The organism is Desulfobacula sp., from assembly GCF_030145145.1.
In the GTDB taxonomy this organism is placed as follows: Bacteria; Desulfobacterota; Desulfobacteria; order Desulfobacterales; family Desulfobacteraceae; genus Desulfobacula.
On the sequence record NZ_JAQYWD010000031.1, the window covers coordinates 30135 to 56183 of the forward strand.

At 43.5% G+C, this 26049-nt stretch carries 27 protein-coding genes and 1 tRNA gene; 20 read left to right on the forward strand and 8 right to left on the reverse strand.

The genetic code is table 11. The annotated features are described in order from the left end of the window. Positions 1–66: 66 nt before the first annotated feature. Positions 67–879 (forward strand): hypothetical protein, encoded by an 813-nt coding sequence (locus tag Q1Q15_RS17355; protein WP_300462748.1) that lies wholly within the window; start codon positions 67–69, stop codon positions 877–879. A 334-nt stretch (positions 880–1213) separates the two neighbouring features. Here the strand turns inward: Q1Q15_RS17355 and Q1Q15_RS17360 are convergent. Further along, positions 1214–1289 (reverse strand) — tRNA-Lys (locus Q1Q15_RS17360). 161 nt (positions 1290–1450) lie between these two features. On the opposite strand from Q1Q15_RS17360, the gene hemL reads away from it, so the two are divergent. From hemL to Q1Q15_RS17420, 12 genes are all read left to right on the forward strand, one after another. Further along, complete coding sequence (gene hemL / locus Q1Q15_RS17365; protein WP_300462749.1) at positions 1451–2734, forward strand: glutamate-1-semialdehyde 2,1-aminomutase; 1284 nt, start codon at positions 1451–1453, stop codon at positions 2732–2734. 6 nt (positions 2735–2740) lie between these two features. After that, a complete protein-coding gene (mpl, locus tag Q1Q15_RS17370; RefSeq protein ID WP_300462752.1) occupies positions 2741–4123 on the forward strand; it encodes a UDP-N-acetylmuramate:L-alanyl-gamma-D-glutamyl-meso-diaminopimelate ligase in 1383 nt (460 codons plus the stop codon). Further along, positions 4120–4329 (forward strand): hypothetical protein, encoded by a 210-nt coding sequence (locus Q1Q15_RS17375; RefSeq protein ID WP_300462756.1) that lies wholly within the window; start codon positions 4120–4122, stop codon positions 4327–4329. The genes mpl and Q1Q15_RS17375 overlap by 4 nt, the downstream gene beginning before the upstream one ends. Next, positions 4316–4753: a bacteriohemerythrin gene (locus tag Q1Q15_RS17380; RefSeq protein ID WP_300462759.1), complete on the forward strand. Its 438-nt coding sequence runs from the start codon at positions 4316–4318 to the stop codon at positions 4751–4753. Before Q1Q15_RS17375 ends, Q1Q15_RS17380 begins: the two co-directional genes overlap by 14 nt. 208 nt (positions 4754–4961) lie before the next feature. Next, positions 4962–6323 carry a cytochrome c biogenesis protein ResB gene (locus Q1Q15_RS17385; protein ID WP_300462762.1) on the forward strand — a complete coding sequence of 454 codons (1362 nt, stop codon included), beginning with the start codon at positions 4962–4964 and terminating at the stop codon, positions 6321–6323. Positions 6324–6327: 4 nt separating this feature from the next. Beyond that, positions 6328–7161 (forward strand): c-type cytochrome biogenesis protein CcsB, encoded by an 834-nt coding sequence (gene ccsB, locus Q1Q15_RS17390; protein ID WP_300462764.1) that lies wholly within the window; start codon positions 6328–6330, stop codon positions 7159–7161. A 195-nt stretch (positions 7162–7356) separates the two neighbouring features. Further along, positions 7357–8028, forward strand: a complete 672-nt coding sequence (qrcA, locus tag Q1Q15_RS17395) for a menaquinone reductase multiheme cytochrome c subunit QrcA (protein WP_300462767.1) — start codon at positions 7357–7359, stop codon at positions 8026–8028. 46 nt (positions 8029–8074) lie between these two features. Next, positions 8075–10204, forward strand: a complete 2130-nt coding sequence (gene qrcB / locus Q1Q15_RS17400; protein WP_300462770.1) for a menaquinone reductase molybdopterin-binding-like subunit QrcB — start codon at positions 8075–8077, stop codon at positions 10202–10204. A 32-nt stretch (positions 10205–10236) separates the two neighbouring features. After that, complete coding sequence (qrcC, locus tag Q1Q15_RS17405) at positions 10237–11097, forward strand: menaquinone reductase iron-sulfur cluster-binding subunit QrcC (RefSeq protein ID WP_300462773.1); 861 nt, start codon at positions 10237–10239, stop codon at positions 11095–11097. Between the two features lie 33 nt (positions 11098–11130). After that, positions 11131–12387, forward strand: a complete 1257-nt coding sequence (gene qrcD, locus Q1Q15_RS17410; protein WP_300462775.1) for a menaquinone reductase integral membrane subunit QrcD — start codon at positions 11131–11133, stop codon at positions 12385–12387. A 28-nt stretch (positions 12388–12415) separates the two neighbouring features. Next, complete coding sequence (locus Q1Q15_RS17415) at positions 12416–12574, forward strand: hypothetical protein (protein WP_300462776.1); 159 nt, start codon at positions 12416–12418, stop codon at positions 12572–12574. 307 nt (positions 12575–12881) lie between these two features. Next, the gene (locus Q1Q15_RS17420) at positions 12882–13565 is read left to right on the forward strand and encodes a hypothetical protein (protein ID WP_300462779.1); all 684 of its coding nucleotides are present in this window, start codon (positions 12882–12884) and stop codon (positions 13563–13565) included. An 87-nt stretch (positions 13566–13652) separates the two neighbouring features. On the opposite strand, the gene Q1Q15_RS17425 is transcribed toward Q1Q15_RS17420, so the two are convergent. The 6 genes from Q1Q15_RS17425 to Q1Q15_RS17450 are packed head-to-tail and all read right to left on the reverse strand — an operon-like array spanning position 13653 to position 17267. Next, a complete protein-coding gene (locus Q1Q15_RS17425; RefSeq protein WP_300462782.1) occupies positions 13653–13943 on the reverse strand; it encodes a hypothetical protein in 291 nt (96 codons plus the stop codon). Between the two features lie 23 nt (positions 13944–13966). Then, on the reverse strand, positions 13967–14248 hold the full coding sequence (locus tag Q1Q15_RS17430) for an acylphosphatase (protein WP_300462783.1): 282 nt from the start codon (positions 14246–14248) through the stop codon (positions 13967–13969). Beyond that, complete coding sequence (gene dinB, locus Q1Q15_RS17435) at positions 14238–15422, reverse strand: DNA polymerase IV (protein WP_300462786.1); 1185 nt, start codon at positions 15420–15422, stop codon at positions 14238–14240. Before dinB ends, Q1Q15_RS17430 begins: the two co-directional genes overlap by 11 nt. Then, positions 15406–15774: a PilZ domain-containing protein gene (locus tag Q1Q15_RS17440; protein WP_300462788.1), complete on the reverse strand. Its 369-nt coding sequence runs from the start codon at positions 15772–15774 to the stop codon at positions 15406–15408. Before Q1Q15_RS17440 ends, dinB begins: the two co-directional genes overlap by 17 nt. Then, on the reverse strand, positions 15758–16492 hold the full coding sequence (locus Q1Q15_RS17445) for an OmpA family protein (RefSeq protein ID WP_300462791.1): 735 nt from the start codon (positions 16490–16492) through the stop codon (positions 15758–15760). Before Q1Q15_RS17445 ends, Q1Q15_RS17440 begins: the two co-directional genes overlap by 17 nt. Then, positions 16482–17267, reverse strand: coding sequence for a MotA/TolQ/ExbB proton channel family protein (locus Q1Q15_RS17450; protein WP_300462793.1), 786 nt, complete (start codon positions 17265–17267; stop codon positions 16482–16484). Before Q1Q15_RS17450 ends, Q1Q15_RS17445 begins: the two co-directional genes overlap by 11 nt. A 284-nt stretch (positions 17268–17551) precedes the next feature. Between Q1Q15_RS17450 and Q1Q15_RS17455 the strand changes: the two genes are divergently transcribed. The 4 genes from Q1Q15_RS17455 to Q1Q15_RS17470 all read left to right on the forward strand — a co-directional run bounded on the left by Q1Q15_RS17455 (position 17552) and on the right by Q1Q15_RS17470 (position 21902). Beyond that, entirely contained in the window at positions 17552–19429 is a 1878-nt protein-coding gene (locus Q1Q15_RS17455; protein WP_300462796.1) for an extracellular solute-binding protein, read from the forward strand. A 6-nt stretch (positions 19430–19435) separates the two neighbouring features. Continuing rightward, positions 19436–20416 carry an ABC transporter ATP-binding protein gene (locus tag Q1Q15_RS17460; RefSeq protein WP_300462799.1) on the forward strand — a complete coding sequence of 327 codons (981 nt, stop codon included), beginning with the start codon at positions 19436–19438 and terminating at the stop codon, positions 20414–20416. Between the two features lie 187 nt (positions 20417–20603). Next, complete coding sequence (locus tag Q1Q15_RS17465) at positions 20604–20804, forward strand: cold-shock protein (protein ID WP_300462802.1); 201 nt, start codon at positions 20604–20606, stop codon at positions 20802–20804. A 132-nt stretch (positions 20805–20936) separates the two neighbouring features. Then, positions 20937–21902, forward strand: coding sequence for an ABC transporter ATP-binding protein (locus Q1Q15_RS17470; protein WP_300462804.1), 966 nt, complete (start codon positions 20937–20939; stop codon positions 21900–21902). Positions 21903–22001: 99 nt separating this feature from the next. On the opposite strand, the gene cobS is transcribed toward Q1Q15_RS17470, so the two are convergent. Beyond that, positions 22002–22763 (reverse strand): adenosylcobinamide-GDP ribazoletransferase, encoded by a 762-nt coding sequence (cobS, locus tag Q1Q15_RS17475; protein ID WP_300462807.1) that lies wholly within the window; start codon positions 22761–22763, stop codon positions 22002–22004. A 226-nt stretch (positions 22764–22989) separates the two neighbouring features. On the opposite strand from cobS, the gene Q1Q15_RS17480 reads away from it, so the two are divergent. The 3 genes from Q1Q15_RS17480 to mgtE are packed head-to-tail and all read left to right on the forward strand — an operon-like array spanning position 22990 to position 26043. Next, positions 22990–23721 carry a hypothetical protein gene (locus Q1Q15_RS17480; RefSeq protein ID WP_300462808.1) on the forward strand — a complete coding sequence of 244 codons (732 nt, stop codon included), beginning with the start codon at positions 22990–22992 and terminating at the stop codon, positions 23719–23721. Continuing rightward, a complete protein-coding gene (locus Q1Q15_RS17485; RefSeq protein ID WP_300462810.1) occupies positions 23705–24646 on the forward strand; it encodes a SurA N-terminal domain-containing protein in 942 nt (313 codons plus the stop codon). Before Q1Q15_RS17480 ends, Q1Q15_RS17485 begins: the two co-directional genes overlap by 17 nt. A gap of 32 nt (positions 24647–24678) precedes the next feature. Continuing rightward, a complete protein-coding gene (mgtE, locus tag Q1Q15_RS17490; RefSeq protein WP_300462812.1) occupies positions 24679–26043 on the forward strand; it encodes a magnesium transporter in 1365 nt (454 codons plus the stop codon). Positions 26044–26049: the final 6 nt, after the last annotated feature.

A 26049-nucleotide genomic window follows, 5' to 3' on the forward strand; every position in this document is an offset into this window, starting at 1 on the left:
TATTTTGCTAACCAAGCGTTTCACACGGACTCGCTGAAGCTCGCCAGTGAACTCAACGTTATTTTTATGATACACACCGATATTAATAAAGAAATTAAAGCAAGAATTTTTCTTCAAACACAGCATTTGTCGCCAATACTTAATTTAAGCACAGAGAAAAATTCTAAATTATCTGCAGCGACCATCGATGTGACCTTAAAGCTTCAGGCAATGGTTTATCATATTGGGAATTATGGAAATTTAGACAAATATTATCAAAATGATGCGATTAACTCTTTTCATGAATACCCGATCACTTTCAATAATTGTTGTTCACTAATCTATGAATTCGAGGCATTTTTCTTTCAACTAAAAAGTGCATTGGATTTAGCAATTAAGGTCATAGGCATTTTGTTGCCAAACCATTTTAAAACGAAAACGTTTGGCAAAAATGGAGAGAACTTCATTAAAAATCTTGAAAACTTCAAAACAATACAAACTGATCGTGTTCAACTAATAGACTCAATTATAAAAATTATAAAAAGTGATCAAAATGTTTGGCTAAAAGATTCAATTGAGATGAGAAATACAATAAGTCACTATAAGTCTATGCGATCTTTCGTGTATAAAGTTAAGAAAGAAAAAGGTCAGTTAATAGTTGAGAAACCCAAGGTTTTAAATTTAGATCCACTGTGCTTTATGGAAAACACTTTTATAAATTGTATGGAATTCATTCAAGATTTGATTTCATTTTCAATAATTCTGTATTTATCTCCAGCCTTTATATTGACAAAACCCAATGTTCCAAATTCTTGGCATGATGATGGTGTAGGTAAGTACATCAAATATTCATTAGGAATTGATGAAAAGAAAATGAAAATTGTTGAAGCTGATCATTAAGCAGAGTTTGTCTAAAAATATAATCAAAATTAAATTTCCAGATTGTTTTTTATAATATCGAAACAGCAGTATAAGCCATAATTCCAAATTAAATTGTATATAGAAAATATAGCGGCGGTTTATTTATTTGCTCCTCCAGGTTGAACACCTCATAACAAGACCTTGAAAAAATAGATCTGTGCAATGTCAGGAGAAAATTAACCCGGTCATTTATTTAATCGGGTTTTTTATTGGTGGAGCATTGAAAAATGAAAACCACATTAAAAACCACATTAAAAAAACGAACCAAACAAACAAGGCTCCTAACGAATATCATCAAGAGCCTTGTCTTTTATGGTGGGCCGTCAGGGAGTCGAACCCGGGACCTACTGATTAAGAGTCAGTTGCTCTACCAGTTGAGCTAACGGCCCATAAAATTAGTTCGGCAAATCTAACAGGCCATCTTAAAAATGTCAATAGGTTTTTAATTTTTGCGCCTTCTCAAAAATGGGTTGACCCGTTAATTCAAGATTTGATATATTAATTGGTTTAAAATAATTAAATTGAGAATTTTAATGTAAAGGGAAAAAACATGTCTTTATCAAAATCAGAAGCGCTTTTTAAAGAAGCCCGGAAATTAATCCCTGGAGGGGTAAATTCTCCGGTAAGGGCCTGCGGCTCTGTGGGGGGGCAGCCCGTTTTTATAGAAAAAGGAAATCAAAGCAAAATTTATGATGCTGACGGAAATGAATATATCGATTATGTGCTTTCCTGGGGGCCTTTGATTTTGGGACATAGACCGCCCTGCGTGATTGATGCCCTGAAAAAGGTGCTTGAAATCGGTACCAGTTTTGGTGCCCCCACTGAAATTGAAACCGATCTTGCCCGCCTTGTTGTGGATATGGTGCCTTCGGTGGAAATGATAAGAATGGTTAACTCGGGTACCGAAGCGACCATGAGTGCCATTCGTCTTGCCCGGGGATATACGGGCAGGGATATGATCATAAAGTTTGACGGGTGTTATCATGGACATGCTGATACGCTCCTGGTTGCAGCAGGGTCCGGTGTGGCAACCCTTGGTATTCCCGGCAGCCCCGGAATTCCCGACTCGGTCATTTCCAATACATTATCCCTGAAGTTTAATGACATAGAGGGATTTATAAAAGTCATGGAAGAAAAAGGGGACAAAATTGCCGGTGTGATTGTTGAACCGGTTGCTGGAAATATGGGGATGGTACCTCCGGTAAAGGGTTTTCTTGAAACATTACGGGAAGTGACGTTAAAATTCGGCTCGATCCTGATCTTTGATGAAGTGATGACAGGATTCAGGGTGGCAAGGGGATCTGCCCAGGGCCTGTTTGGTATCACACCGGACCTGACCTGTTTTGGAAAGATCATTGGCGGTGGATTACCGGTTGGGGCTTATGGCGGCCGTAAAGACATAATGGATCAGATCGCACCGGTGGGAAGCGTGTATCAGGCCGGGACCCTTTCCGGCAACCCCCTGGCAATGGCCGCAGGAATTGCGACGTTAACCGAGCTTCAAAAAAATGGGGTGTATGCAGCCCTTGATGAGAAAACCGAACGACTAATGCAGGGGTTTCAGTCGGCAGCAGATACGGCTGGCGTCAACTTGAAAACAGGTCATGTCGGATCCATGGCCGGTTTCTTTTTTACGGGTCAGGATGTCCATGATTTTGAGGATGCTAAAAAATGTGATCTGGATCAGTTTGCAAAATTTTACCGGATCATGCTGGAAAAAGGGGTGTATCTCGCGCCATCACAATTTGAAACCTGTTTTGTATCATTGGCGCACTCACATGAGGATATTGATCAGACCATTGCAGCGGCAACATACGCAATGGCAAAGCTTTAACCTGCAATGAAAAAAATACATTTAATTGCTGCCTGTGGAACCGGGATGGGAACCCTTGCCTGTATCCTCAAGGAAATGGGGTATTCGATATCAGGCTCTGACCAGAATGTGTATCCGCCCATGAGTGATTTTTTAAACGAAAAGGGGATTCAACTATTTGCCGGATATGATCCCGCAAATTTAGATCCCAGACCGGACCTTGTGATTATCGGCAATGCGGTTACGCGACAGAATGTTGAAGCCCAGGCCGTGCTGCAGAAGGGTATCCCCTATATATCCATGCCCCAGGCCGTAAATCGATTTATAGCAAAGGATAAAAAAATTATCCTGGTAACGGGAACCCATGGAAAGACCACCACCGCCTCAATCATGGCCCATATCCTTTACACGGCCGGCATGGACCCGTCTTTTATGATTGGGGGTATTTTAAAAGATTTTAATTCCAGCTTCCGAATCGGAAGCGGTGACTATATGGTGATTGAAGGGGATGAATATGACACGGCCTTTTTTGATAAGGGGCCAAAATTTATGCATTATGACCCTGATATAACCCTCATGACAGGCATTGAATTTGATCATGCCGATATTTTCACCGACATCGACCATATCAAGGCTGTTTTTTCACGGTTTGTAAAAAAAATAGAAAAAAAAAGCCATATTATTGCATTTGATAACAATGACAATTTAAAGGAGATCCTTTCCGGTTCCACTGCCGCTATTGAGACATATGGGGACAGGGCCCAATGGTTTTTTTCAAACCATACACAGAAAGAATCAACCACCTTTTTTAATGTGCACGGTCCCGGCAAACAGATTTCCATTGAAACCCACCTGATCGGACAACATAACCTGTTGAATTGTCTTGCCTGCATGGCTGCGGCCCATCGAATCGGCATTACAGATACCCTTGTATCCAGGGCTTTAAAAACATTTTCCGGGATCAAAAGACGTCAGGAAATTCGGGGTGTAAAACATGGCATAACCGTAATGGATGATTTCGCCCATCATCCAACAGCGGTAAAAGAAACCATCAAAGCGGTGAAACCCTTTTATAAAAATGGCAGGGTCATTGCCGTGTTTGAGCCCAGAACCAATACCAGTATGCGGAATATTTTTCAGTCGGTTTATCCGGATGCGTTTCTGGATGCCGACATGGTGTGTATTTGTGAACCCAATATAAAAAAGAACATAAGGGAACAAGAGAAATTTTCCACCCTAAAACTTGTTGCAGACATTGAAAAAAACGGCGTTGAGGCTTATCATTTTAAAAACAGCAACAGGGTTATTCATTTTCTCGTATCAAAATTAAGCGCAGGAGATCTTGTTTTGATAATGTCAAACGGTGGATTTGACAATATTCATGTTCGGTTGCTTGAGATGATTGAATGAAAAAAAAAGTAATCTATCGTATGATTGGCATAGGGCTCTTTCATATGGTGTTATATCTGTATGTTGTTCCGTTTATGATTTATCCAAAATTTGGTGATAATGGATTTAAATTTGCGGTGGCAATTGCCATTTTAGTGTCTATAGCTGTCCTGGGAACAATATTTTTTGACAGAAAGATTAAAGGAGATAAAAATGACCGATATTGAGAAAATAGAGTGGGATCCCAAATATAGTGTTGATATTGAAGAAATCGACACCCATCAGAAAAAGATGTTTGATTTGTTCAACCAGTTGATCGATATGAAACAATCGAAAATGGAGCCCAAAGACTGTATTAATATGATTTCCGAGATAAACGAATACAGTAAACTCTATTTCAGTTCAGAAGAAAAATATTTGAAAAGAAAAGGGTATCCTGATTTCAGTGACCATGCCAAGGCCCATCGCCAATTTGCCCGGAGTTCCATCAGTTTGCGACGGGAGATTTCTGAAGATATTGAAAATTTAACCGATGATGTCATAGAAGAATTAAGAAATTGGCTGATACATCATATTCTTCACTTGGACGTGCTCTATGTCCCGTTTTTACGAATCAATAAGTATATAGAAGAATCAAAAAAGAAAAACTAACGCGTTGTCAAAATTATCAAATGAAGGGTTGTCTGGTATTTTTTTATTTTATTTGGGAATACAGAACATTACCAATTCATCATGTAAGTGAAAATATTTTGTAGCCGGAAGATAATTTTGATATAAAAGAAGCGCCCTTTAATGGGATTTTTAAGGTCAATGGATTCCCCTTATCTTGTTAGAAAAAACACTTAAGAAAGAAAATATTTTGAAAAAAAACAAAACAATTCCCGAACAGATCTGGCAGTTTTTTTGTTCTGTAAAACTGACGGTTTATACACTGGTTGTGCTTGCCGTTACATCAATTATTGGAACGGTCATTCTCCAGAATGGAACGCCGCCACAATACCTGAACCTTTATGGCCAAACGGTTTACAATATCATCAAGATTTTTAATTTTGATGATATGTACCAGGCATGGTGGTTTTTGGCCTTGATTGTTATTTTGTGTATCAATATAGTTGTATGCTCAATTGAAAGACTTTCCTTTACATGGAAAATTATTTTTCCTCAAAAAATCACGTTTAATCCGGATCGGTTCAGGAAATTGAAAAATCTTGAAACCGTTCAGGTGAATAAGGATGTCCGATCCTTATCCAACGACTATGAACGGTTTTTATCCAAAAAGGTGGGACGTGTCATCAAACAAGAGGCACAAACCAGTACCGTCATGTATGCGGAAAAAGGACGATGGACAAGAATAGGGGTGTACGTGGTTCATGCCAGTATCCTGTTGCTGCTCATCGGTGCATTAATCGGGTCCCTTTTCGGGTTCAAGGCCCACCTGCAGTTGGATGAGGGACAGACATCGGATACCGCCTTTATTGCCAAAAAAAGACTGCCCATAAAACTTGATTTTTCCATCCGATGTAATGATTTTGATGTCAAATTTTATGATACAGGCGCACCGGAAGAATTTAAATCAAACCTGACCATCATTAACAATGGTAACGCGCTTTTTACCCGGGATATTCGTGTAAATCATCCCCTCAGATACAAGGGCATCAATATTTTTCAAGCATCTTACGGCACGGCTCAGCCGGACAGCGTTGTCATTGATATGATTCGGCTGTCTGACAAGCAGGTTGCAAGCAAAACCCTGAAAATCGGAGAAGAAATTCAATTGCCGGACGACCAGGGCATGTTTAAACTCGAAGGATTTTTACCCCACTTTGATTTTAAAGGCCACAACCTTGGGGAAGCCTTCGTCGGGAGGATTACGCCAAAAGATGGCGCCGCTTTCCAAATCGGTCTTCCCGTAAAGTTCCCCACATTTGATCGGATGAGGAAGGGAGCGATTGCCGTTGTCATAAAAGACTTTGAACAAAAGCATTATACAGGCCTTCAAATCACCAAAGATCCTGGCATATGGTATGTCTATTCAGGCTTTATCTTGTTGATTATCGGTTGCTGGATTACTTTTTTTATGTCACACCAGTCCTATTTTATTGAAGTTGAATCTTCCGGGGACAATGACTCAACAGTTTCTATTTCAGGCACCACCAATCGAAATAATCAGGGAATGAAACTTAAAATTCAAAAAATTGTAACAACATTAAAGGATAAGTAATTCTATGAACAGTTCTTTTGCATTATCTTTGGCCACCTTTATTTATGCACTGGCTTCGGTTTTTTATATCGGGTCCTTTGCCTTTAAAAAGCAGTCCCTTTCAAAGCTTGGATTTATGGTTCTTGTCCTGGGGTTTTTAAGCAATACCACTGGTATTATTTTGCGGTGGATTGAATCCTACCAGATGGGATATGGACATGCCCCTTTTGCCAATATGTATGAATCGTTAGTGTTTTTTTCCTGGACGGTTGCCATCCTTTATATTTTTGTTGAACTCAAATACAAAGAAAGTATTATTGGCGTATTTGCATCCCCCCTGGTATTCCTGGCCATCGCCTATGCATCATTGTCTCCGGATATCAGCAGTAAAATCAGCCCTTTGATCCCGGCACTGAAAAGCAATTGGCTCATTGCCCATGTCATTACTTGTTTTTTAGGGTATGCCGGTTTTGCCGTGGCATTCGGGTTCAGTCTCATGTATTTTATCAAACCGAAAACGTCTGGGGAGACCTCTTTATTTGCTAAACTTCCCTCATGGGAAATGATTGATGAACTGACCTATCAGATGGTGGTTTTCGGATTTCTTTTCCTTACCATCGGCATTATTACCGGTGCGGTCTGGGCCAATTCAGCCTGGGGGAAATACTGGACCTGGGATCCAAAAGAAACCTGGTCCCTCATTACCTGGTTGGTATATGCCATTTTTATGCATTTAAGAATGATGAAAGGCTGGTATGGTAAAAATCTTGCCTGGGTATCCATTCTTGGTTTTTTAGCTGTTTTATTTACTTATTTTGGTGTCAATTACGTGCTCAGTGGACTTCACAGCTATGCTTAGCCATTCCTGAACATCAGTGGTGATGTCTTATTTGTCTTGACAAGAAAACGAGATATTAATATAGATTAACGCTGATTATGGACGGTATTGCATGCCAGCTTAAGATAGCTGTCTGCAAAGGAAATAGTCTTATGTCTCAAGGCGTAAGCTAAAATGGTTAACGTATCATCAACATTTTAAATTGATGGAGTTTTCATGAGCGAGATAGAAAACAAAACTGAAAATGGTTCCACGGAGAGTGCAGGGGAACGCACCGCCGGTGACACAAAAGATGACAAAGGGTTGGGACTCGGGGTCATCTTTTTTATTGTGGCATTTGTTGTCTGCTTTTTATCCGGTACACTGTTGTTTCCCAAATTGCTCTATTCTAAACGAGAGCAACCTTTTAACTTTGATCACAAGCTTCATGTTGGAGAAGCAGGTGATTGCGATTCATGTCATTACCTGAGAGAGGACGGTAGTTTTGTTGGAATACCCAAACTGGCGACATGTCTGGACTGTCATTCGGAAGAACCAATGGGTGAGACAGAGGATGAAGCCATATTCGCAGAAGAATATGTGTCCAAAGAAAAAGAAGTCCCCTGGTTCATCTATTCAAGACAACCGGATTGTGTTTTTTTCTCCCATGCTGCCCACACCCAGTCCGGCGGCATGGATTGTGTAACATGTCATGGTCCGATTGGAGAATCAACATCGTCAAAACCCTACCAAGAGAACAGAATAACAGGTTACAGTCGTGATATCTGGGGTGAAAATATCTGGGGGTTTAAAAAGAATTCCTGGGATCGTATGAAGATGGATGACTGCGCTGAGTGCCACAAACAGGAAACCGGCCACCAAGGATATTGTTTCCAGTGTCACAAGTAAAAAACCTAAAACACAAGAATTCAAAAACTTTATAGAGGAATAATTTATGAAAGTTGATCGAAGAAGCTTCTTGGGATTGGGACTTGGTGCTGTTGCGGGTATTGCAGTTTCCCCTGTGGGGATTAAGCTGACAGATGATTCTTCCATCTGGACCCAGAACTGGCCATGGACTCCTGTCCCTGTTGACGGAGAAGTAAGTTATGAAAGTTCGGTCTGCAGCCTCTGCCCTGGAAGCTGTGGGATCAGTGTCAGGAAAATAGGTGATCGGCCCGTTAAAATTGAAGGACTGGCCGGACACCCCATAAATGACGGGGGCGCCTGCCTCCATGGTATTGCCGGTCTTCAGTATTTATATGACCCTTCCAGGGTTAAAACGCCACTGAAGAAAAACGGGAATACATTCGAAGCCATATCCTGGGAGGATGCCATTTCACTGGTCGCGGCAAAACTTGCGGATATCCGGAACAGCAATGCACCGGAACGGCTGGCCGGCATCATGGACAAAGACCTGGGATCGGTTTCCGCCTTGTTCAAACGATTTTTCAACACCTTTGGTTCCCCCAATATATATACCCTGCCAACCCTTGAATCCAATCTCCAAGCCACAGCTGCAACAGTGCATGGTAAAGGGCAGACCATTGCCTTTGACCTTGAGAACGCTGATTTCGTGTTGAGCTTCGGTGCCGGGCTCATTGAAGGGTGGGGGTCTCCGGTGAACGGCTTCAAGGCCAATGCCTCCCGGAAAGAACGACACGCAAAACTTTATCAGATTGAACCCCGGTTGTCCAATACTGCGGCCAATGCTGATAAATGGATACCGGTTAAACCGGGTACGGAAGCAGACCTGGCCCTGGCAATGTGCGCTGTTATTTTGAAAAAGAAGTTGTTTGACAGCAAAGCAGTGGCCAACTTTAAAGGCGGGGTGAACAAACTTAATGCCCTGCTTCAAAAGACGTATGCACCGTCGAAAATGGCTGAAACCACCGGCGTAAAATCGTCTGATATTGACACCATTGCCACCTTGTTTGCCAAGGCAAAAATGCCGGTGGCCGTGTTTGGAAAAGGCCGGGGCGACGGGGCCCAGAGCTTAAAAGAACTGGTTGCGGTGCATACCTTAAATTGTCTGGTGGGCAACATTAACAAAAAAGGCGGCGCTTTTGTTCAGCCGGAAACCGCCTATCTTGAATTCCCGGCTGAATCCATGGACAGTATTGCAACGGATGGCCTGACAAAAGCAAAAGCAGGACGCTATGCGCATCAGGTGTTTGAAAAGATCAATGCCGCTTCCCAGCCGGTTGTCGAGGCACTTTTTGTTTACAATGCAAATCCGTGTTATACGCTGCACGGTGCCGATAACATTAAAAAAGCCCTGGGCAAAATTCCGTTTGTCGTGAGTTTTTCTTCATTCCTTGATGAAACCGCAAAACAAGCAGATATTATCCTGCCGATCCATACCTTTGTTGAACGGCTGGAGGATGTCCCCTCCTGTGCCGGGCTTGCAAAGTCGGTGGTGGGACTTACAAAGCCCGTGAGCCCACCGATATTTGATACCAAAAATCCCGGGGATGCCATCATCCTGATTGCCAAAGCACTGGAGGGAGATATTGCCCAGAGCTTTGAATGGGACTCCTATGATGACTGTCTGGAAAGCGTGACCCCAGGCATTTGGGACGATTTATCAGAAGAGGGGGTCGCGGTTATATCCGAAGGGATACCCACAGGATCTGTTGCCGTTAATGTGTCTTTTCTTGCCGATAATCCTGCAACGGTTCAGGCCCAGGGAGATGATTCGCTCACCTTGATTCCCATTGACAACATGAGATTACCCAGTGCAGGAACGGCGGCCTCTCCCTTTGCGGTTAAGACGGTTTCAGATACGATTTTAAAGGGCACGGACAGTGTTGTAGAAATAAATCCTTTAACGGCCAGGGGCCTTGAAGATCGAGGGTATGCCACATTGACAACCCCCATGGGCACCGCCCGGGTGAGGGTTAACTTGAATGAAGGCATGATGCCGGGTGTCATCGGAATGGTGGAAGGGCTGGGCCATGACTTTGATAATAAGTATGTGTCAAACAAGGGTACCAATATAAATGACTTAATCGGCCCGGTAATTGAATCTGGTTCAGGACTGGATGCTGCCTTTGGAATTAAAGCAAAAATTTCCAAGGCTTGAAATTCAAGGATAAATTGCTAAAGAGGTTTTCAATGAAACAAGAAAATAATAAAGCACATAAGTTCGGAATGGTGATTGATCTGGACAAATGCACCGGATGCGGGTCTTGCATGGTGTCGTGTATGTCTGAGAACAATGTTCCATTTAAGGAGGATGAATCCAATAAAAAGGATAGTATCACCTGGATGCGTGTTTATAAAATAACCAATGGTAAATCCTTTCCTGATACTGAAATCGTATATTTGCCAAGGCCTTGTCAGCACTGCGGTGGAAAAGGGGATCATGGTCACTCACCCTGCGTTTCCGTCTGTCCTGCTACGGCTACGGACTATGGTTATGATACGGGAATTGTCAGCCAGATTTATACACGCTGTTTTGGATGTCGATATTGCATGGGGGCATGTCCCTATCATGCACGGTATTTTAACTGGTGGGACCCCAAATGGCCCGAGGGGATGGAAAATTACCTGAGTCCCAATGTGTCTCCCCGAATGAGAGGGGTGGTGGAAAAATGCAGTTTCTGTTATCACCGATACCAGGCGGCAAGGGATAAGGCATACGTTGACGGGCGGGATGATATTGAGGAACAGGAATATCAGACAGCCTGCACCACGGCCTGTCCAGCCGGCGCCATTGTTTTTGGGGACCTGAATAATCCCGCTCACGCGGTACACCAGATTGTTAAACCGGATCCCCACCCGGACCCGCGGAATAAACATATTGTCGGAAAATCAAGAAATCCCAACGTATTCAGACTTCTTGAAAGGCTTGGAACCAACCCCAAAGTCTATTATCTATCCGAACGGGAATGGGTCAGAAAAGCCGGGGATAATTACCTGGAGGGTGAATGGGATGAAATTAAGAATCATCATGGGTCTTCATCCCATGATTAAGACATTCAATTTTTATTTTAGGAGTGTATAAATATGGATTCTGCATTAATACCTGAAGGTGCAAAACGGTGTTCCTTTCCAAAGTTTGCCATTGGCATTGCCATTGTGGGTGCCGTACTGCTTTGGGGCGTTTATGCCATGTTCCTTTGCTGGTTTAAAGGCCTGAACCAGACCAATATGAACGATTACTATGGGTTTGCCCTATGGATATGGGCGGATCTTGCGGTTATTGCTGTTGGTGGGGGCGCATTTTTTACAGGTCTGTTAAAGTATATTTTTAAAGTTGATGAGTTGAAAAATATCATCAATTTTGCCGTGATCATTGGGTTTATCTGCTATAGTTCAGCCTTGTTAATCCTTGCCATTGATATTGGACAACCCCTGAGGGGCTGGTTCATTTTCTGGCATGCCAATGTTCATTCGATGTTGACAGAAGTCGCCTTTTGTCTGTCCTGTTACTTTGCGGTATTGACCATTGAGTTTATCCCCAATATTCTTGAGAACAGACAGGTCAACCGAGTGCCGTTTTTTCATCACCTTGCCCATAACATGCATGGTGTCATGGCCATTTTTGCTGCAACAGGTGCCTTTCTTTCCTTTTTTCACCAGGGATCTCTCGGCGGTGTTGCCGGCGTTATGTTCGGTCGGCCCTTTGCCGTCAGGGAAGGCTTGCTGATCTGGCCCTGGACGTTTTTTCTGTTCACCTGGTCGGCTGCTGCATTCGGCCCTTGTTTTACCCTTCTGGTGGCAAAAATTACCGAAACGATTACCGGCAAGAAACTGGTAAAAGACAATGTCGTGCATCTCCTGGCTAAAATATCCGGGTGGATGATTACCACGTATATCATCGCCAAAATTATTGATACCATTTACTGGGCAACGGTTACCATACCCAGCCTGGGATTTAAGCTGAGTCATTTCTACACCAACAACAGTTTTTATGGATACTGGATACTGATCACGGAAGTTGTTTTATGCGGTGTTGTTCCCGGCGCACTATTGATCATAAAGTCTACCCGGGAAAACCCGACATTGCGCCTGATTGCCATTGTCCTGGGTGTCATTGGCGTCTGTTTGAACAGATGGGTCATGGTGCTTCAGATTATGGCGGTTCCGGTAATGAGTTTTGATACCTGGGCCCTGTATATTCCCAGCTGGCAGGAAATTGCCACCACCATTCTGCCGGTGGCCTATGGCATCATTTTGATTGCGATTACCTATCGTTACCTGCCTGTTTTCCCACAGGAACAGGAACTTAACTCAATAGAACCGGCAACAGAAGCCGAATAACCTCAGGGGTGTATAAAGGAGAAAAATTATGTTTCCATTTAATTTTGAATGGGCATGGGATATCGCGCATGTAGTCTTCTTTGGTGGATTCTGGTACGCCATTGGCATCCTGGGTGCCGGCATGACATTCTGCATTTTAAAGGCAGCCTATGACACCATGAAGGGTAATGGCGCGTCTGATCATTAGCAACTGATTGTATCATTTACAGGTTTAGCTTGAACAAAGCGCATTCTGGAACGTTTCTTAACGGTTCCGGGGTGCGTTTTTTTTTGAACTGTCTGATCCCATGTGACATATCATGTGTCTGGTGACATATCATTAACCGGATCATTCAATTGCCGGGCTGGAGGGAATTGTCGCTTATGTAAGATCCCTGCCAGAAAGAGCGCTCAAATTATTTATTGAATTAGTGGCAAAAAATTCCCTTTTGCATGGTTTTTGCACTTCTTAAATTTACAGAAAAAATACCCTGTACAACAAGGAGACAACCGCCATGAAAAGAACACTTGACCCAACCCGGAATCGGCCGGGATGCCTTCTTTTTTCCATGTTTTTTATCATCATGGTCCCTTCGATGTCTTTTGCCCAGGATCTTGAGAGTGATTTCAATCAGACGGTGATTGTTTCAGCCAATGTCTTAACTATCTCTGCCAGGAACCATTTTCAATGGATGTCAATTTCTTATAATGGCCGCCCGGGAAATAACAAATACACGGTTCAATCAACTGCATCGGGGGGGGATGGTGAAGAACGAGATCAAGGGGGACCCCTGGATAAGTTCGGCAAGACGGCCAAACAGATGAGCCTGTACCTTTTAAGATATTTTAAGGTTGAAGACGTTTCTACTGAAGATCCGGAAACAGCCGTTTTGCTAAAAAGCAAAGTAAATACGGTCAAGATCAATCCAAATGATTTTGAATTAAATCTATTTTTTAACGTGGGATATGACAGCAGCAAAAGTCTGAAAATGGATGGGCTGAAAATAGATGGTCTAAAAATAGAAACTTTTTGGCGCAATACCTTTGTCAATGCAACGTATAATTATGAAAACAAAGCGGTTGAGCTTGGCCTGAGCAATGCCCGCATAAATGACTATTTTATAGATGGTATGAAACTGGAATTTCAGACAAATTCCAAGGCAGGGTTAGGGGCACTGCTGCTGTCAATGAGTTTTTAACAATTCACCTGCTGGGGAATGCCAACCGGCCGGTGCCGTCATTGTTTTTTTCTTTCATAAATTAATTGTTAAGAGAAATAAAACCGATTATTTTTTTCCAGCCAGTATCCAGGCCACAGCCCAGGCAAGAAAGACGGGTATCATGCCATAGGAAATATAACGCATCAGATGGTCATCCCACGGCTTTAGATAGAGGGCAGCGGCCAAAGGGTAAACAAGGGTAAGAATTATGGCGAGTCGGGTTTTAGCCGTAAACTTATGTAAGATTTTTTTAGGAGAAGACCCCTTTTTTACAGGATCACCCTTTAACATCCGTGGCAGAATCACGATACAGGTAATCAGCAGCACTAAAACAAGAATTTCACTTATTCCGGTCAAGAGGTCCTCCTTTAATCATCCGGTTAGTATCTGATTTCAAACGTTTTAAAATTCGATAAGGCATCTGCCGTTTCGGCCTGGACTTGCTCAACCACTGCAGCAGCAGGCCCTTTGCGGCACCAGTCCGTCATTTGACGAACCGTCTCGGCATCGCCTTCAAACACGGCTTCCACGGAACCATTGGAAAGGTTTTTAACATATCCTTTGACCCCCAGCCGATCCGCCGTATGTTTGGTTTCAGCCCGGTAATAGACCCCCTGGACCCTGCCGGTAATCGTCACTTTTAATTGTATGTTATTTGTCATTGAATTTCCTCCTTGGGGTTATTTGGCTTAATGATGCTTTTTTAACGATATGACTGCCAAATTTTTCCGACAAAGAATCCACTGCAGAATCCACAGATTCCCATTGTTCTTTGTGATTGTCCGGATCTTGCAGCAATTGAAGCTGGACCGGGGTATGTTTGTCTTTGAGTGCGGTAACCCCCACGCCGATCAACCGTATTTTCTTTTTTAACAGGATTTTTTTATACAGGGAAAGGGCTTCATTAAAGATCGCAGCGGAAGAACAAATAAAGGTATCCAGCTTTCTGCTCCGGGTAATCTGGGAAAAATCGGAAAATTTGAGCTTTATAAACACATTTCCACATACCAGATCTTTTTTTCTCAAGTCCTTGCCAACTCTTTGAGATTGGCCCAGTATGATCTGCTTTACGGCCTCAAAGTCTGATATGTCTTTTGAAAGGGTTGTTTCACCGGAGATGGATTTTCTAGTGTGCCGGGGTTCGACTTTTGATGGATCAATACCGTTGGCAAGGGCTAAAAGCCGGGGGCCCATTTTACCAAATTTCAGGGTTAACAGATGCGGATTATATTTTTTGATGTCTCCAAGGGTTTTGATCTGTAAACACTTCATCTGGTTCATTGTATTTTTTCCAATCCCCGGCACTTTCTGGATGGGCAGGGTAGAAATAAAGTCATCTACCTGGGCGGGTTCAATACGGGTCAATCCATCGGGTTTGTTCATGTCCGATGCGATTTTCGCCAGAAATTTAATCGGGGCAATGCCGATGGAGCTGGTTAAGGACAATTTCGCATAGATCGTTTTTTTTATGGCCCGGGCAATCTGTTCTGAAGACCCGAACAAACGTTCACATCCGTGAATATCCACATAGGCTTCATCAATGGAAACCGGCTCCACCAGTGGGGAAAACTGAACGAGTATGGCCATGATTTCTTTGGAAACAGCCTGGTATTTTTTCATATTTCCAGGAACAATAATCAGGTGGTCACATTTTTGTTTGGCCGTAAATACCGGCATTGCGGATCGGATACCAAATCGTCTGGCTTCATAGCTTGCGGTGGACACCACGCTTCTGGCTGAATTACCGGAAACAATGACGGGTTTGTTTCTCAGCGCCGGGTTGTCCCGCTGCTCAATCGCCGCAAAAAAGGCATCCATATCAATGTGCAAGATCATTTTTTTGCATCTCAAGAACATATTTGTGGATCAACTCATGCTGTTCCAATGTGCAGCGTTCAAAAATACAGTGACAGATATTGTCTTGATCAAGGGTCAATATTCGCAACCCCACTTGAAAAGTGGGGGGTTTCATCATTGTTGGGATGTCCAGGGTGAAGGTAATATCATCAACGTCAAATTGCCTGAAACCTTCATTATAAAAGGATATCCCGCCGGCACTGATATTGAGAACCATCACCTTTTTTCCTTGAAATTCAATGGTAAATCCTTGATCTGTTTTAAAATGATATCGAAAGGATTCCCTCTGGTCTTTTGAATCAAAAAAGATGGTATCAGTCGTTGGTGTCATTTTTTTCCAGAACAAATTCAACCCTCCTGTTTTGCGCCCGGTTTGCTTCAGACGTATTGGGTATCAAGGGCATAACGTCGCCATATCCAGTGGCAGTAAGCCGCTGGGGTCGGATCCCTTTTGACACCAGATATTGTAAAACAGTGGTGGCCCGAACCGCCGATAATTCCCAGTTGGAAGGAAAAATGGGGGTGGAAATGGGAATATTGTCGGTATGCCCTTTGATATTAATATTATATTCAGGGTAATCATAAAGGATGTGAATGATTTCATCAAAAATGGAAATAGCCGTCGTGTTCAAAGCGGCGGAACCCGAATTAAACAATGCTTTACCTTTGATGGTAACGATAATTTTGCCATCCAGAATCTGGGTGGAGATGTTTTGTCGTTGCCGGCTGGATCGAACAAATTGATTGATATTCTCCACCAATGATTTTTCCCTTGAACGAAGGCCTGTAATCTCCTCAATAGTGATCTGGGTATCTGCGGTTTCCGGTATTTCCATCAATTCCATTAATCCGATCAGGGCATTGCTTTTTTCTACCTGGATCTTAATGGTTTCCACAGCGGCTTTGTATTTTTCTTTTTCAAACAACGCAAGGGTGTACAACAGAACGAAAAAGACCAGCAAAATGGTCATGAGATCGGCATAGGTTACCAGCCAGGTGGCATCATCATCATAGGTGATAAACGTGTTGTTGTAAGTGTTATCTCTCATTTGTCGGCTTTAGCTTCATTTTTGCCAGGGGTTTGCGTAACCTGGAAGAAATAAAGCTGGAAAGTTTTTCATAGATGATCACCGGGTTGCTGTCGTTGATAATTGAAATGGCACCTTCCCGCTTGATTTCAAGGTTGATGATTTCAATCACCGTTCTTGATCGAAGTTTTCCAGCAATGGGGAGGAAAAATAAAGTGGATAATAAAGAACCGTAAAAGGTTGTCAACAATGCCACTGCCATGGCCGGCCCAATATTGGACGGTTCCTGGAGTCGACTGAGCATTTGTACCAGACCGATTAAAGTGCCCAGCATACCAAAAGCCGGTGCATAGAGCCCCATTTTTCTGAACACATCCTGGACAATAAAATGTCGCATCTGAAGGGATTGAATTTCTGTGGTTAATGCGGCCCGGATAACCTCTTCCGATGAACCGTCTGCCAGAAGGCCGCAGGCTTTTTTTAAAAAAAGAGAATCTGTTTTGATCTTACCGAGCTCAAGAAGTCCCTGGCGCCGGCTGATGTGACTGAGCTGGATCATTGTGGCCACCGCGTCATTGGGATCTTCTTTGTCTTTGGAAAAAACAAAATAGGCGGCTTTAAAAGCCGCCACGACATCCCTGAATTGAAACGTGATCAAGGTGGTGGCAATGGTGCCGCCAAAGACAATCATCAAGCCCTGAATATTTACAAAATTGTGAAGGTCCCCGCCTAAATAGATGGCACTGAGAATTAAAGAAAGACCGGAAATAATCCCTATAAAAGATGCCATATCCATATCAAATAAATTATCCTTACAAAAAAATACCCAAATCCTTTAAAAACGATTCTGATCCTGATGTATGCCCATGCTATATGATAATATTTCCATGGTCAAGATTTACTTGACCATGGGATGTTTGACCGGCCTGAACCAGTGTCCGGCGGCTATTGCGTTTGATAATGAGAATGGTCGGGCAAACAAAAGAAACGTTGCGTATCACCGCATTAATCTGGTATGGGGGGGATATGAAATCCCTAGCAAAAACGATAAGCGCATCAATTTGACATATCGGAGCAACAATGAAAGTTAATGCAATGATGGCGGGCATCATTCTGGGATTGTCCGTTTGTCTGCCGGGGTGTCAGAACCATCCTCCAGCAGAAGAAAACGCACCGGTCGTCCAAACAAAAGCAGACAGCAGTACCGCTTCCAGGGCAAAAACAACCCTGGCGGTTTTGCCCGAAACTGTTCAATGGCTGACCAATGAATCTGACCCGGTTTTTTCATCAAAAAAGGCCCAGAAAGGCGGAATTTTTCATGGGGCGATTACCAGTTTTCCCATGACCTTTCGGGTGGTGGGACCGGATTCAAACGGTTCGTTTCGAAGTGCCATTTTAGACAATCAATTGTCCTTGATTAATATCCATCCCAATACCGGTCACATCCTTCCTGAACTGGCCACTCACTGGGCGTTTGGAACGGATAAAAAAACCATGTACTTCAAGCTGGACAAGGATGCCAGATGGTCGGACGGCACACCTGTTACGGCCTGGGATTATACGTATACCCTTGAATTCATGCGCTCGGAACATATCATTGCCCCCTGGTATAATGATTACTATACAAAAGAAATCGAGACGGTCATTGTGTATGACGCGTATACCATTGGCGTTAAAAGCACCCGGGCCGTTCCGGATCTTCATTTGAAACTGGGGATTGCCCCCACACCGAGACATTATTTTGGCATGCTGGATACCACATTTGTTCAGCACTACAATTGGGCGATTGTTCCCAATACCGGTGCCTATCAGATCAAAGCGTTTAAAAAAGGAAAATTCATTAAATTTGAACGGAAAAAAGAATGGTGGGGTAAAGATAAACCCTATTTTAAAAACCGGTTTAATGTGGATACGGTGGTGTTTGATGTGATCCGGGAAGTGACGCTGCAATGGGAATATTTTAAAAAAGGAAGACTGGATACGTTTGCACTGACTATGCCCAAATATTGGCATGAAAAATCAAACACGACGTTGTTTCAAAAAGGGTATATTCATAAAATATGGTTTTTTAATGATCAGGAGCGATCTGCCCAGGGGATGTGGCTTAACCAGGATACAGGCCTGTTCAAAGACCGGCGGCTGTGCTATGCATTTGCCCATGCCATGAATACTGAAAAAGTGATCAACAAAGTGTTGCGGGGAGATTATTTCAGGCTGTCCCAGGCATTTTCAGGGTATGGGGAATATACCGACTACACGATAAAACCCAGGCTGTATGATATCACACAGGTGGAAGCCTTAATGATGTCTGCCGGGTGGACAAGGGGACATGACGGTATCTGGCAGAAGGCTGGGAAAAGATTTTCTGTCAAGGTCACCTATGGGTACGAAGACCATACCCCCCGGCTGGTGGTGTTGAAAGAAGAGGCATTAAAGGCCGGGATTGAGCTGCTGCTGGAAAGACTGGATCCCACGGCCATGTTTAAAAAAATTCTGGAAAAAAAGCACGACGTCGCATGGATGGGATGGAGTACAAATATACGACCGTCTTATTGGCAGGGATGGCATTCCGATAATGCCCATATCCCCCAGACCAATAATATCACCAATACGGATGACCCGAACCTGGATGAATTGATTGATCAATACAGGGCAAGCCTGAACACACACGAAAGAGTTGCGCTTTCGTTAAACATACAGCAGGCCATCCATGAAACCGGTGCCTTTGTGCCCACATTCATGGTGCCCTATGTCAGGCAGGGGTATTGGCGATGGCTTGAACTGCCGGATACCCATGGCACAAAACGATCTGACAACCTGTTCGACCCTTTTTCCAGTTCCACGGGGGGGCTTTTCTGGGTGAATGCCGCACGAAAGGATGAAACGCTGAAAGCCATGAAACGCAAAATTACGTTTCAACCGGTTGTGATAATCGATGAACAGTTTAAAGTAGAGTAATGCAAAATGGATGCGCAGACGATATTGGATGTCCGGGATCTTAAAATTGATTTTCACACGGAGATGGGTGTTACCCGGGCCGTTGACCAGGTAGATTTTCAACTTAAAAAGGGGCGGATCCTCGGCATTGCCGGTGAGTCCGGGTGTGGTAAAAGTGTTACGGCTTTAAGTATCATGCGGCTTTTACCCAAACCGGTTTCACGGATCGTTCAAGGCAGGATCATGTTTGACGGTGTCAACATGGTAACCCTTCCCATCAATGAGTTGCACCGGATAAGGGGCAAAAAAATTGCCATGATTTTTCAAGAGCCCATGACAGCCCTTAATCCGGTTCATGGTATCGGCAAACAGATAATGGAGGTGTATCGGCTTCACTTTCCTGACTTCTCCCCCCGGGAAATGACAACAGCAGCTGTTCGACTGTTGGAAAAAGTGGGGATTTCTGACCCACACCAGGTGATGAAAAAATATCCCCACCAGCTTTCCGGAGGCATGCGGCAGCGGGTAATGATTGCCATGTCGCTGGCCTGTGAACCCCAAATCCTTATCGCCGATGAACCCACCACAGCCCTTGATGTTACTGTCCAGGCCCAGATTTTAGCCTTGATCAAAGACCTTCAAAGAACCTCGGGAATGTCTGTGATATTGATCACCCATGATTTAGGGGTAATTGCAGAAAATTGTGATGATGTGGTGGTGATGTATGCCGGAAGAATTGCGGAAAAAGCACCCACCACAACCCTTTTTAAACATCCCCTGCACCCTTATACCAAGGGCTTGTTAACCTCCATCCCGTCGCTGGCCAGGGAACCGAAAACCATCCTTCCAACAATAAAGGGTGCGGTCCCGTCATTGTTGAATATGCCCGAAGGGTGCAGGTTTGCATCCCGCTGTCCCCGGGTTGAGAATATCTGCAGAAAAAAAGTTCCCCAAGAACGAAGAATGGATCAAAATCACACGGTGGCCTGTCATTTGGCAGATGCATGAATTCACGAAAAAGCGATTTTATTTAAAATAATCCTTGATTTTTTAATTCAAAGTGAATATTACAAAAAAAAGCTTCTTGGACTAAGGCTTCGCAGTTTCGTTCTAAAGGCAAGACCCATCTGTTAGAGTGGCACGACCTGAAGTTTGAAACTATCATTATACATCATTAACTAAGGAGAAAGTCACAATGGCAAATGGGATTGTAAAATGGTTCAATGATTCTAAAGGGTACGGGTTTATTGAGCAGGAAAACGGACCGGACGTATTTGTCCATCATTCTGGTATTGACGGGACTGGATTCAAATCACTGAATGAAGGCGATAAAGTTACGTTTGATGTGGAAGAGGGACAAAAAGGACCTGCTGCAGTCAATGTAAAGGTTGTATAAGATTTTAAAATTTAAAAGGGTTTTTCTTCTAGAGAAAAACCCTTTTTTTGCGCACCATTTTCTGTTTGACAGTATTTTTCGCCTTCCCAAACCATAACAACCGTTCCCCTCTTTTGTTTCAATAAGGATAAAATGGTCATTCTTCAGGTAAGCAATCTTAAAAAACATTTTCCTGTGACCAGTGGCGTGTTTTTAAGGCGCACCGGCTGGGTATATGCCCTTGATGGTGTTTCGTTTACCGTGAACAAAGGAGAAACACTGGGAATTGTGGGAGAATCGGGATGCGGTAAAACAACGTTGGGAAGATGTATCATGGGACTTTATGCGCCATCGGACGGGCAAGTCATGATACAGGATCAGGACGTTTCCAGACTCACCGCAAAGCAGAGAAAACATCTGGCATTAAACCTTCAGATGATTTTTCAGGATCCGTTTGAATCATTGAATCCCCGGCAGACGGTCAAGGACATCCTTGAAGAAAAATATATTATCCATGGTAAAAAAACAAAGAATTTAACGTCGGAAATTGCGCGATTGATGGAAACGGTGGGCCTGTTGCCGGAGATGCTGTCGAAATTTCCCCATGAGTTTTCCGGGGGTCAGCGCCAGAGGATTGGCGTGGCCAGGGCCATCAGCCTGGAACCGGAAATCATCGTCTGTGACGAACCCGTGTCTGCCCTGGATGTGTCCGTTCAGTCCAAAATCCTGAACCTGCTTCTGGAACTCCAGCGGACAATGGGCCTGACCTATGTGTTTATCTCCCATGATTTATCTGTTGTCAAACATGTTTCAGACAGAATCGCGGTCATGTATCTGGGAAAAATTGTTGAGATGGCCGATGCCAGAGACATTTATAAGAATGGACAGCATCCCTATACCCAGGCACTTTTGTCGTCTATTCCCCTACCGGATCCTGCATCGAACCGGGACCGTATCATCTTGAAAGGGGAGGTGCCTTCTGTGGAGCATCCGCCTTCTGGGTGCCGTTTCAATACCCGATGTGTCCATGTCCAGCCGATTTGTCGTCAAACAGAGCCGGAACTGCGTAAAAACGCAACAGATCCCAACCATGTTACGGCGTGTCATTTTTTCATCTAAATGGGTTTACTTTCATCCGTTGTTGTTCCCGTCTGGGTATTGGCCGAAACGATTATCAAGCCCGGGATCATGAAGGGTTGATCCTGTGGTTGTATCCGTTTAAACCAATATCGCCCCGGTACCCAAGAACAACACGGCTTCCAGAATCTCGTTCATGGCACCCAGCATGTCTCCGGTAATGCTGTTCATTTTTTTCTTGTAAAAAAACAGGATTGAACCGGTCATTATAATGAATAACAGGTTCAACACCAGCCCTTTATACCCTAAAAACAGGGAGCTGGCTACCGGAAGGAACATCCAGGAAAAATCTTTGGCCCTGATTTTTTTTTCAAATAGATCAAGGCCGGTTCCTGTTCCCTTCCTGCCATAGGGTAAAAACCGGATACCAAAAATCATGGCAGCCCTGGAATAGGCAGGGACGAGAAAGAGCAGCAATAGAATTTGAGCATGGGTTCCCGTTGTTTTGATTGAAAATATGCCGGCCGTTTTGAGTGCCAGAACACAAAACACAGCCACAAGCCCCATCATTCCGGTCCTGCTGTCCTTCATGATTTCAAGGGCTCTTTCCCTTGGCCGGTGACTGAAAATACCATCAGCCGTATCCCCTAATCCATCTAAATGAAAGGCCCCTGTGACAATGACCAGGAACACGACATCCAGAACGGCTGCCACTGATGGCGGCCAAAAAAGTGAGCCGGCCATATCCACGCACACGAGAAGGGCACCCAGTAAGAGGCCCACCAAGGGGAAAAACCGGATCATGCCCATGGGGGAATAGGGAATATTTTTTCCTGCCGGCAGAATAGTGATAAACAACAGGGCTGATCTTAAGTCTGAAAAAAAAATGTGGTTTGGTTTCATTGATATCTTAGTTCTCCGCTTACATCTGATTCAAGAAATATCATGACCCTTCTTTAGGGGGTGTATTTGCCCTACCATATCAAATATAGGGTCCGATAGAAAGAGATGGGTAGACAAATTCAATTTGAATTTTCTTGCACAAATCAGATGGTAATGCTATTTTCACCAATTACGGTAACGGTGTATTTTTAGATGAAAATTGAGAGTGGGGTAAGTGGTATTGACGGTGAAGGTAAAACAAATTTTTATTTGCTGGGCGGTTATATGTGCTGCTTTTTATCTTTTGGGCTGCACGGAACCGGAGCCGGACAACGCCCTGGATTTTTTAATCAAAACGCCCTCCATGAGGATTACCAGTGGCGCGTTTTCAGAAGAACTTGATCTGAAAAGGGTGGCCTATCCCTACAATATCAATGAAAATCCGGCAGAATACAATAAAATGGTGATTCACCTTGTCACCATGCTGTCAGAAGAGCTTGTTCTGCTCAGTGCGGCTGCTGATAAGGGGGTGTCGGTTACGGACCAGGAGATCCAGTCTGCCGAAGATGAATTTAAACTAGATTATCCAGAAGACAGTTTTGATCAGATATTGTTAAAAAATGCCATATCGTATTCTTTCTGGAAAAAACGGTTCAAAAAAAATATGATCATGGAGAAATTCATTGATCAGGATCTTAAAAAAAAGATTGAACTTACCTCCCGGGATATTGTGGCATTTTATCAAAAGAACCTGGCCGATACCCAGGGGGCTGACAAGACGGCAGTGGTTTTAAAAAAAATCGAAGATGAACGAGAACTGGTCTCCCGCCTTCGCACACAAAAGACCCAGGATCAGTACAGTGAATGGATACAGGCACTTGAAAAAGAGTATCCGGTTGAAATCAATAAGGAAAAACTGAAAACTTTTTTAATTGATATTGAAAAAAGCAAGGAACGTGAAAATGAAAAAGAAAATTAATGGGATTGTTTTTTCACTGATGATCTTAGGGCTCAGCATTTGTGGCTCGATATCAGCAGAGGTTATCGACAGAATTGTCGCCATTGTGGACAATGATATCATCACCCTGGTTCAGCTGAACAAAGAATCCGCCCCCTATATGAAAAACATTGAGTCTGCCGGGTATTCAGATGAGAAGAAAAAAGAAATGATACAGGATATCCATAAAAAACTGCTCACAGCATTGATTGACAGATCATTAACCCGGCAGGAAGCCATGAAATATCATATCGAGGTATCTGACATTGAGATCAACACTGCCGTGGAAAGCGTCAAACGAGACAAGGTACTGAGCCAGGCGGAATTTGAACGGGCTCTGGAGCAAGAAGGGCTCACATTAACGGAATATCGTGACAATATAAAAAACCAGATATTGCAAACCCGATTAATCAACCATGCGGTCAAATCAAAGGTGATTATAACGGAATCGGACATAAAAAAACAGTATGACGCCAATGCCGATAAGTATGCCGGCAAAAAAAAATATCACTTGAGAAACATCCTGATGGATAATGAGAGTGAGATCAACGCCATTCGGAAAAAGCTGGATAACCATATGGATTTTGCCACCCTGGCAAAAGAAACCTCAATGGCACCCAATGCTTCAGATGGCGGTGATCTTGGGGTATTTGACATCACCAATTTTTCTGAAACCATCAAAGCCAGTATCTCCCAGTTGAAAAAAGGGGAGTATACCAATGTTATTTCAACTGCCCAGGGATTTCAAATTTTTTACATACAAGACATTGTCTTGGAAAATGGTAAAACCTATGCCCAGGCCCATGATGAAATTCAAAACAGCCTGTATCAGGAACAGGTGGCTGAAAAATTTAAAACCTGGCTTGAATCATTGAAAAAAAAGGCGCACATAGAAATCAAACTTTGATGATACTTTTGTTTTTTTGAATGGGAAATACCATGCGCAATGAACAGATAAAAATTCTGACGGCCAGTTTAAAAAGACTGTTACGACGTGGGGCAACCAAGCAGCTGCTGAACATTTTTAAAAAAACCCACATGGCGGATCTTTCCATTGCTTTTAAAGAGTTGTCTGCCGATAACCGGGATAAGCTGTTGCAGCTGATGGAGGATCCAGAGCAGATTGGACTTCTTTTTTCCATGCTGGACGAGACGCTTTTTCTGGAGTCGGTAAAAAATATATCCCTGGATCAGCTGGTTGATATTTTTAATCATATGCCGTCTGATGATGCTGCTTCCCTTCTAACGCTTCTGGATGAAGAAATTTCAGATCAAATCCTTTCAAAGATGCAGAAAGAAGAGTCGGATAATGTTGAGCAATTGATGAGCTATGGTGAAGATACAGCCGGCAGCATTATGGTCACCGATTTTATCGCTTTGGAAGAGGATGTGGGGGCAAAACAGGTGATTGAAGCATTACAGAACAAGTATCTGGATGTTGAAATGCCCTTTTATATCTATGTGGTGGATGAATATGGAAAACTCGTCGGGGTCAGTTCGTTAAGGCAATTGGTTGTGGTTCACCCGGAATTACCCTTAAAAGAATTTATGGCCAAAGATCTGGTTTCGGTAAAACCGTATACGGACAGGGAAGAAGTAGCCCGGTTGGTGGCCCGGTATGATTACCTGGCTGTTCCGGTTGTGGATAATGATAACCGGATTGTGGGTATTGTCACCGTTGATGATGTCATTGATATCCTCCATGAAGCCGCAGACGAAGATATTTTAAAAATGGCCGGTGTGGGGGAAGAATATATTGAAACCCAGACGGTTTTCAGGGGAACCCGAATTCGCCTGCCCTGGTTGTTTGCCAGTTTTCTGGGGGGGGTGGCCGCGTTTTTCATTATCGGGGGATTTGAAGAAAACCTTATAAAATTCACAAGCCTGGCCGCATTTATACCGGTGATCATGGGCATGGGGGGAAATATCGGCACCCAGAGTTCCACCATCGTGGTCCGGGGTATTGCCACCGGAAGAATCAATGTTCAGGACTTTTTCAAGGTCGTGTCCAAAGAACTGGCTGTGGGTACGATTCTCGGGGTCATATATGGCGTTTTTATTGGGATTGTCGCCCAGGTGTCCTTTGCAGCAGAGCCATTTGCTTTGCCCCTGGCATTTTCCGTGGGGCTTGCCATCATATCGTCCATGTCCATTGCAGCCCTTGTGGGCTCCATGGTCCCGCTTATATTTGAGCGACTCAATATTGACCCTGCGGTTGCCACCGGCCCCTTTGTAACCACTTCCATTGATATTGTCAGTGTGTATTGTTATTTCACCATCGCCACTCACCTGCTGGATCTTTAGGGTTTT

What these genes read in the sequence shown, in the direction of transcription:
- dinB (WP_300462786.1), bottom strand. Translation starts at nt 15,422, where the DNA reads ATGATCTTGCACATTGATATGGATGCCTTTTTTGCGGCGATTGAGCAG.
- Q1Q15_RS17465 (WP_300462802.1), top strand. Translation starts at nt 20,604, where the DNA reads ATGGCAAATGGGATTGTAAAATGGTTCAATGATTCTAAAGGGTACGGG.
- Q1Q15_RS17380 (WP_300462759.1), top strand. Translation starts at nt 4,316, where the DNA reads ATGACCGATATTGAGAAAATAGAGTGGGATCCCAAATATAGTGTTGAT.
- qrcD (WP_300462775.1), top strand. Translation starts at nt 11,131, where the DNA reads ATGGATTCTGCATTAATACCTGAAGGTGCAAAACGGTGTTCCTTTCCA.
- qrcB (WP_300462770.1), top strand. Translation starts at nt 8,075, where the DNA reads ATGAAAGTTGATCGAAGAAGCTTCTTGGGATTGGGACTTGGTGCTGTT.
- Q1Q15_RS17445 (WP_300462791.1), bottom strand. Translation starts at nt 16,492, where the DNA reads ATGAGAGATAACACTTACAACAACACGTTTATCACCTATGATGATGAT.
- Q1Q15_RS17430 (WP_300462783.1), bottom strand. Translation starts at nt 14,248, where the DNA reads ATGACAAATAACATACAATTAAAAGTGACGATTACCGGCAGGGTCCAG.
- cobS (WP_300462807.1), bottom strand. Translation starts at nt 22,763, where the DNA reads ATGAAACCAAACCACATTTTTTTTTCAGACTTAAGATCAGCCCTGTTG.
- Q1Q15_RS17450 (WP_300462793.1), bottom strand. Translation starts at nt 17,267, where the DNA reads ATGGATATGGCATCTTTTATAGGGATTATTTCCGGTCTTTCTTTAATT.
- ccsB (WP_300462764.1), top strand. Translation starts at nt 6,328, where the DNA reads ATGAACAGTTCTTTTGCATTATCTTTGGCCACCTTTATTTATGCACTG.
- Q1Q15_RS17440 (WP_300462788.1), bottom strand. Translation starts at nt 15,774, where the DNA reads ATGACACCAACGACTGATACCATCTTTTTTGATTCAAAAGACCAGAGG.
- Q1Q15_RS17355 (WP_300462748.1), top strand. Translation starts at nt 67, where the DNA reads ATGATACACACCGATATTAATAAAGAAATTAAAGCAAGAATTTTTCTT.
- Q1Q15_RS17420 (WP_300462779.1), top strand. Translation starts at nt 12,882, where the DNA reads ATGAAAAGAACACTTGACCCAACCCGGAATCGGCCGGGATGCCTTCTT.
- Q1Q15_RS17460 (WP_300462799.1), top strand. Translation starts at nt 19,436, where the DNA reads ATGGATGCGCAGACGATATTGGATGTCCGGGATCTTAAAATTGATTTT.
- Q1Q15_RS17455 (WP_300462796.1), top strand. Translation starts at nt 17,552, where the DNA reads ATGAAAGTTAATGCAATGATGGCGGGCATCATTCTGGGATTGTCCGTT.
- Q1Q15_RS17485 (WP_300462810.1), top strand. Translation starts at nt 23,705, where the DNA reads ATGAAAAAGAAAATTAATGGGATTGTTTTTTCACTGATGATCTTAGGG.
- mgtE (WP_300462812.1), top strand. Translation starts at nt 24,679, where the DNA reads ATGCGCAATGAACAGATAAAAATTCTGACGGCCAGTTTAAAAAGACTG.
- Q1Q15_RS17375 (WP_300462756.1), top strand. Translation starts at nt 4,120, where the DNA reads ATGAAAAAAAAAGTAATCTATCGTATGATTGGCATAGGGCTCTTTCAT.
- qrcC (WP_300462773.1), top strand. Translation starts at nt 10,237, where the DNA reads ATGAAACAAGAAAATAATAAAGCACATAAGTTCGGAATGGTGATTGAT.
- mpl (WP_300462752.1), top strand. Translation starts at nt 2,741, where the DNA reads ATGAAAAAAATACATTTAATTGCTGCCTGTGGAACCGGGATGGGAACC.
- hemL (WP_300462749.1), top strand. Translation starts at nt 1,451, where the DNA reads ATGTCTTTATCAAAATCAGAAGCGCTTTTTAAAGAAGCCCGGAAATTA.
- qrcA (WP_300462767.1), top strand. Translation starts at nt 7,357, where the DNA reads ATGAGCGAGATAGAAAACAAAACTGAAAATGGTTCCACGGAGAGTGCA.
- Q1Q15_RS17470 (WP_300462804.1), top strand. Translation starts at nt 20,937, where the DNA reads ATGGTCATTCTTCAGGTAAGCAATCTTAAAAAACATTTTCCTGTGACC.
- Q1Q15_RS17415 (WP_300462776.1), top strand. Translation starts at nt 12,416, where the DNA reads ATGTTTCCATTTAATTTTGAATGGGCATGGGATATCGCGCATGTAGTC.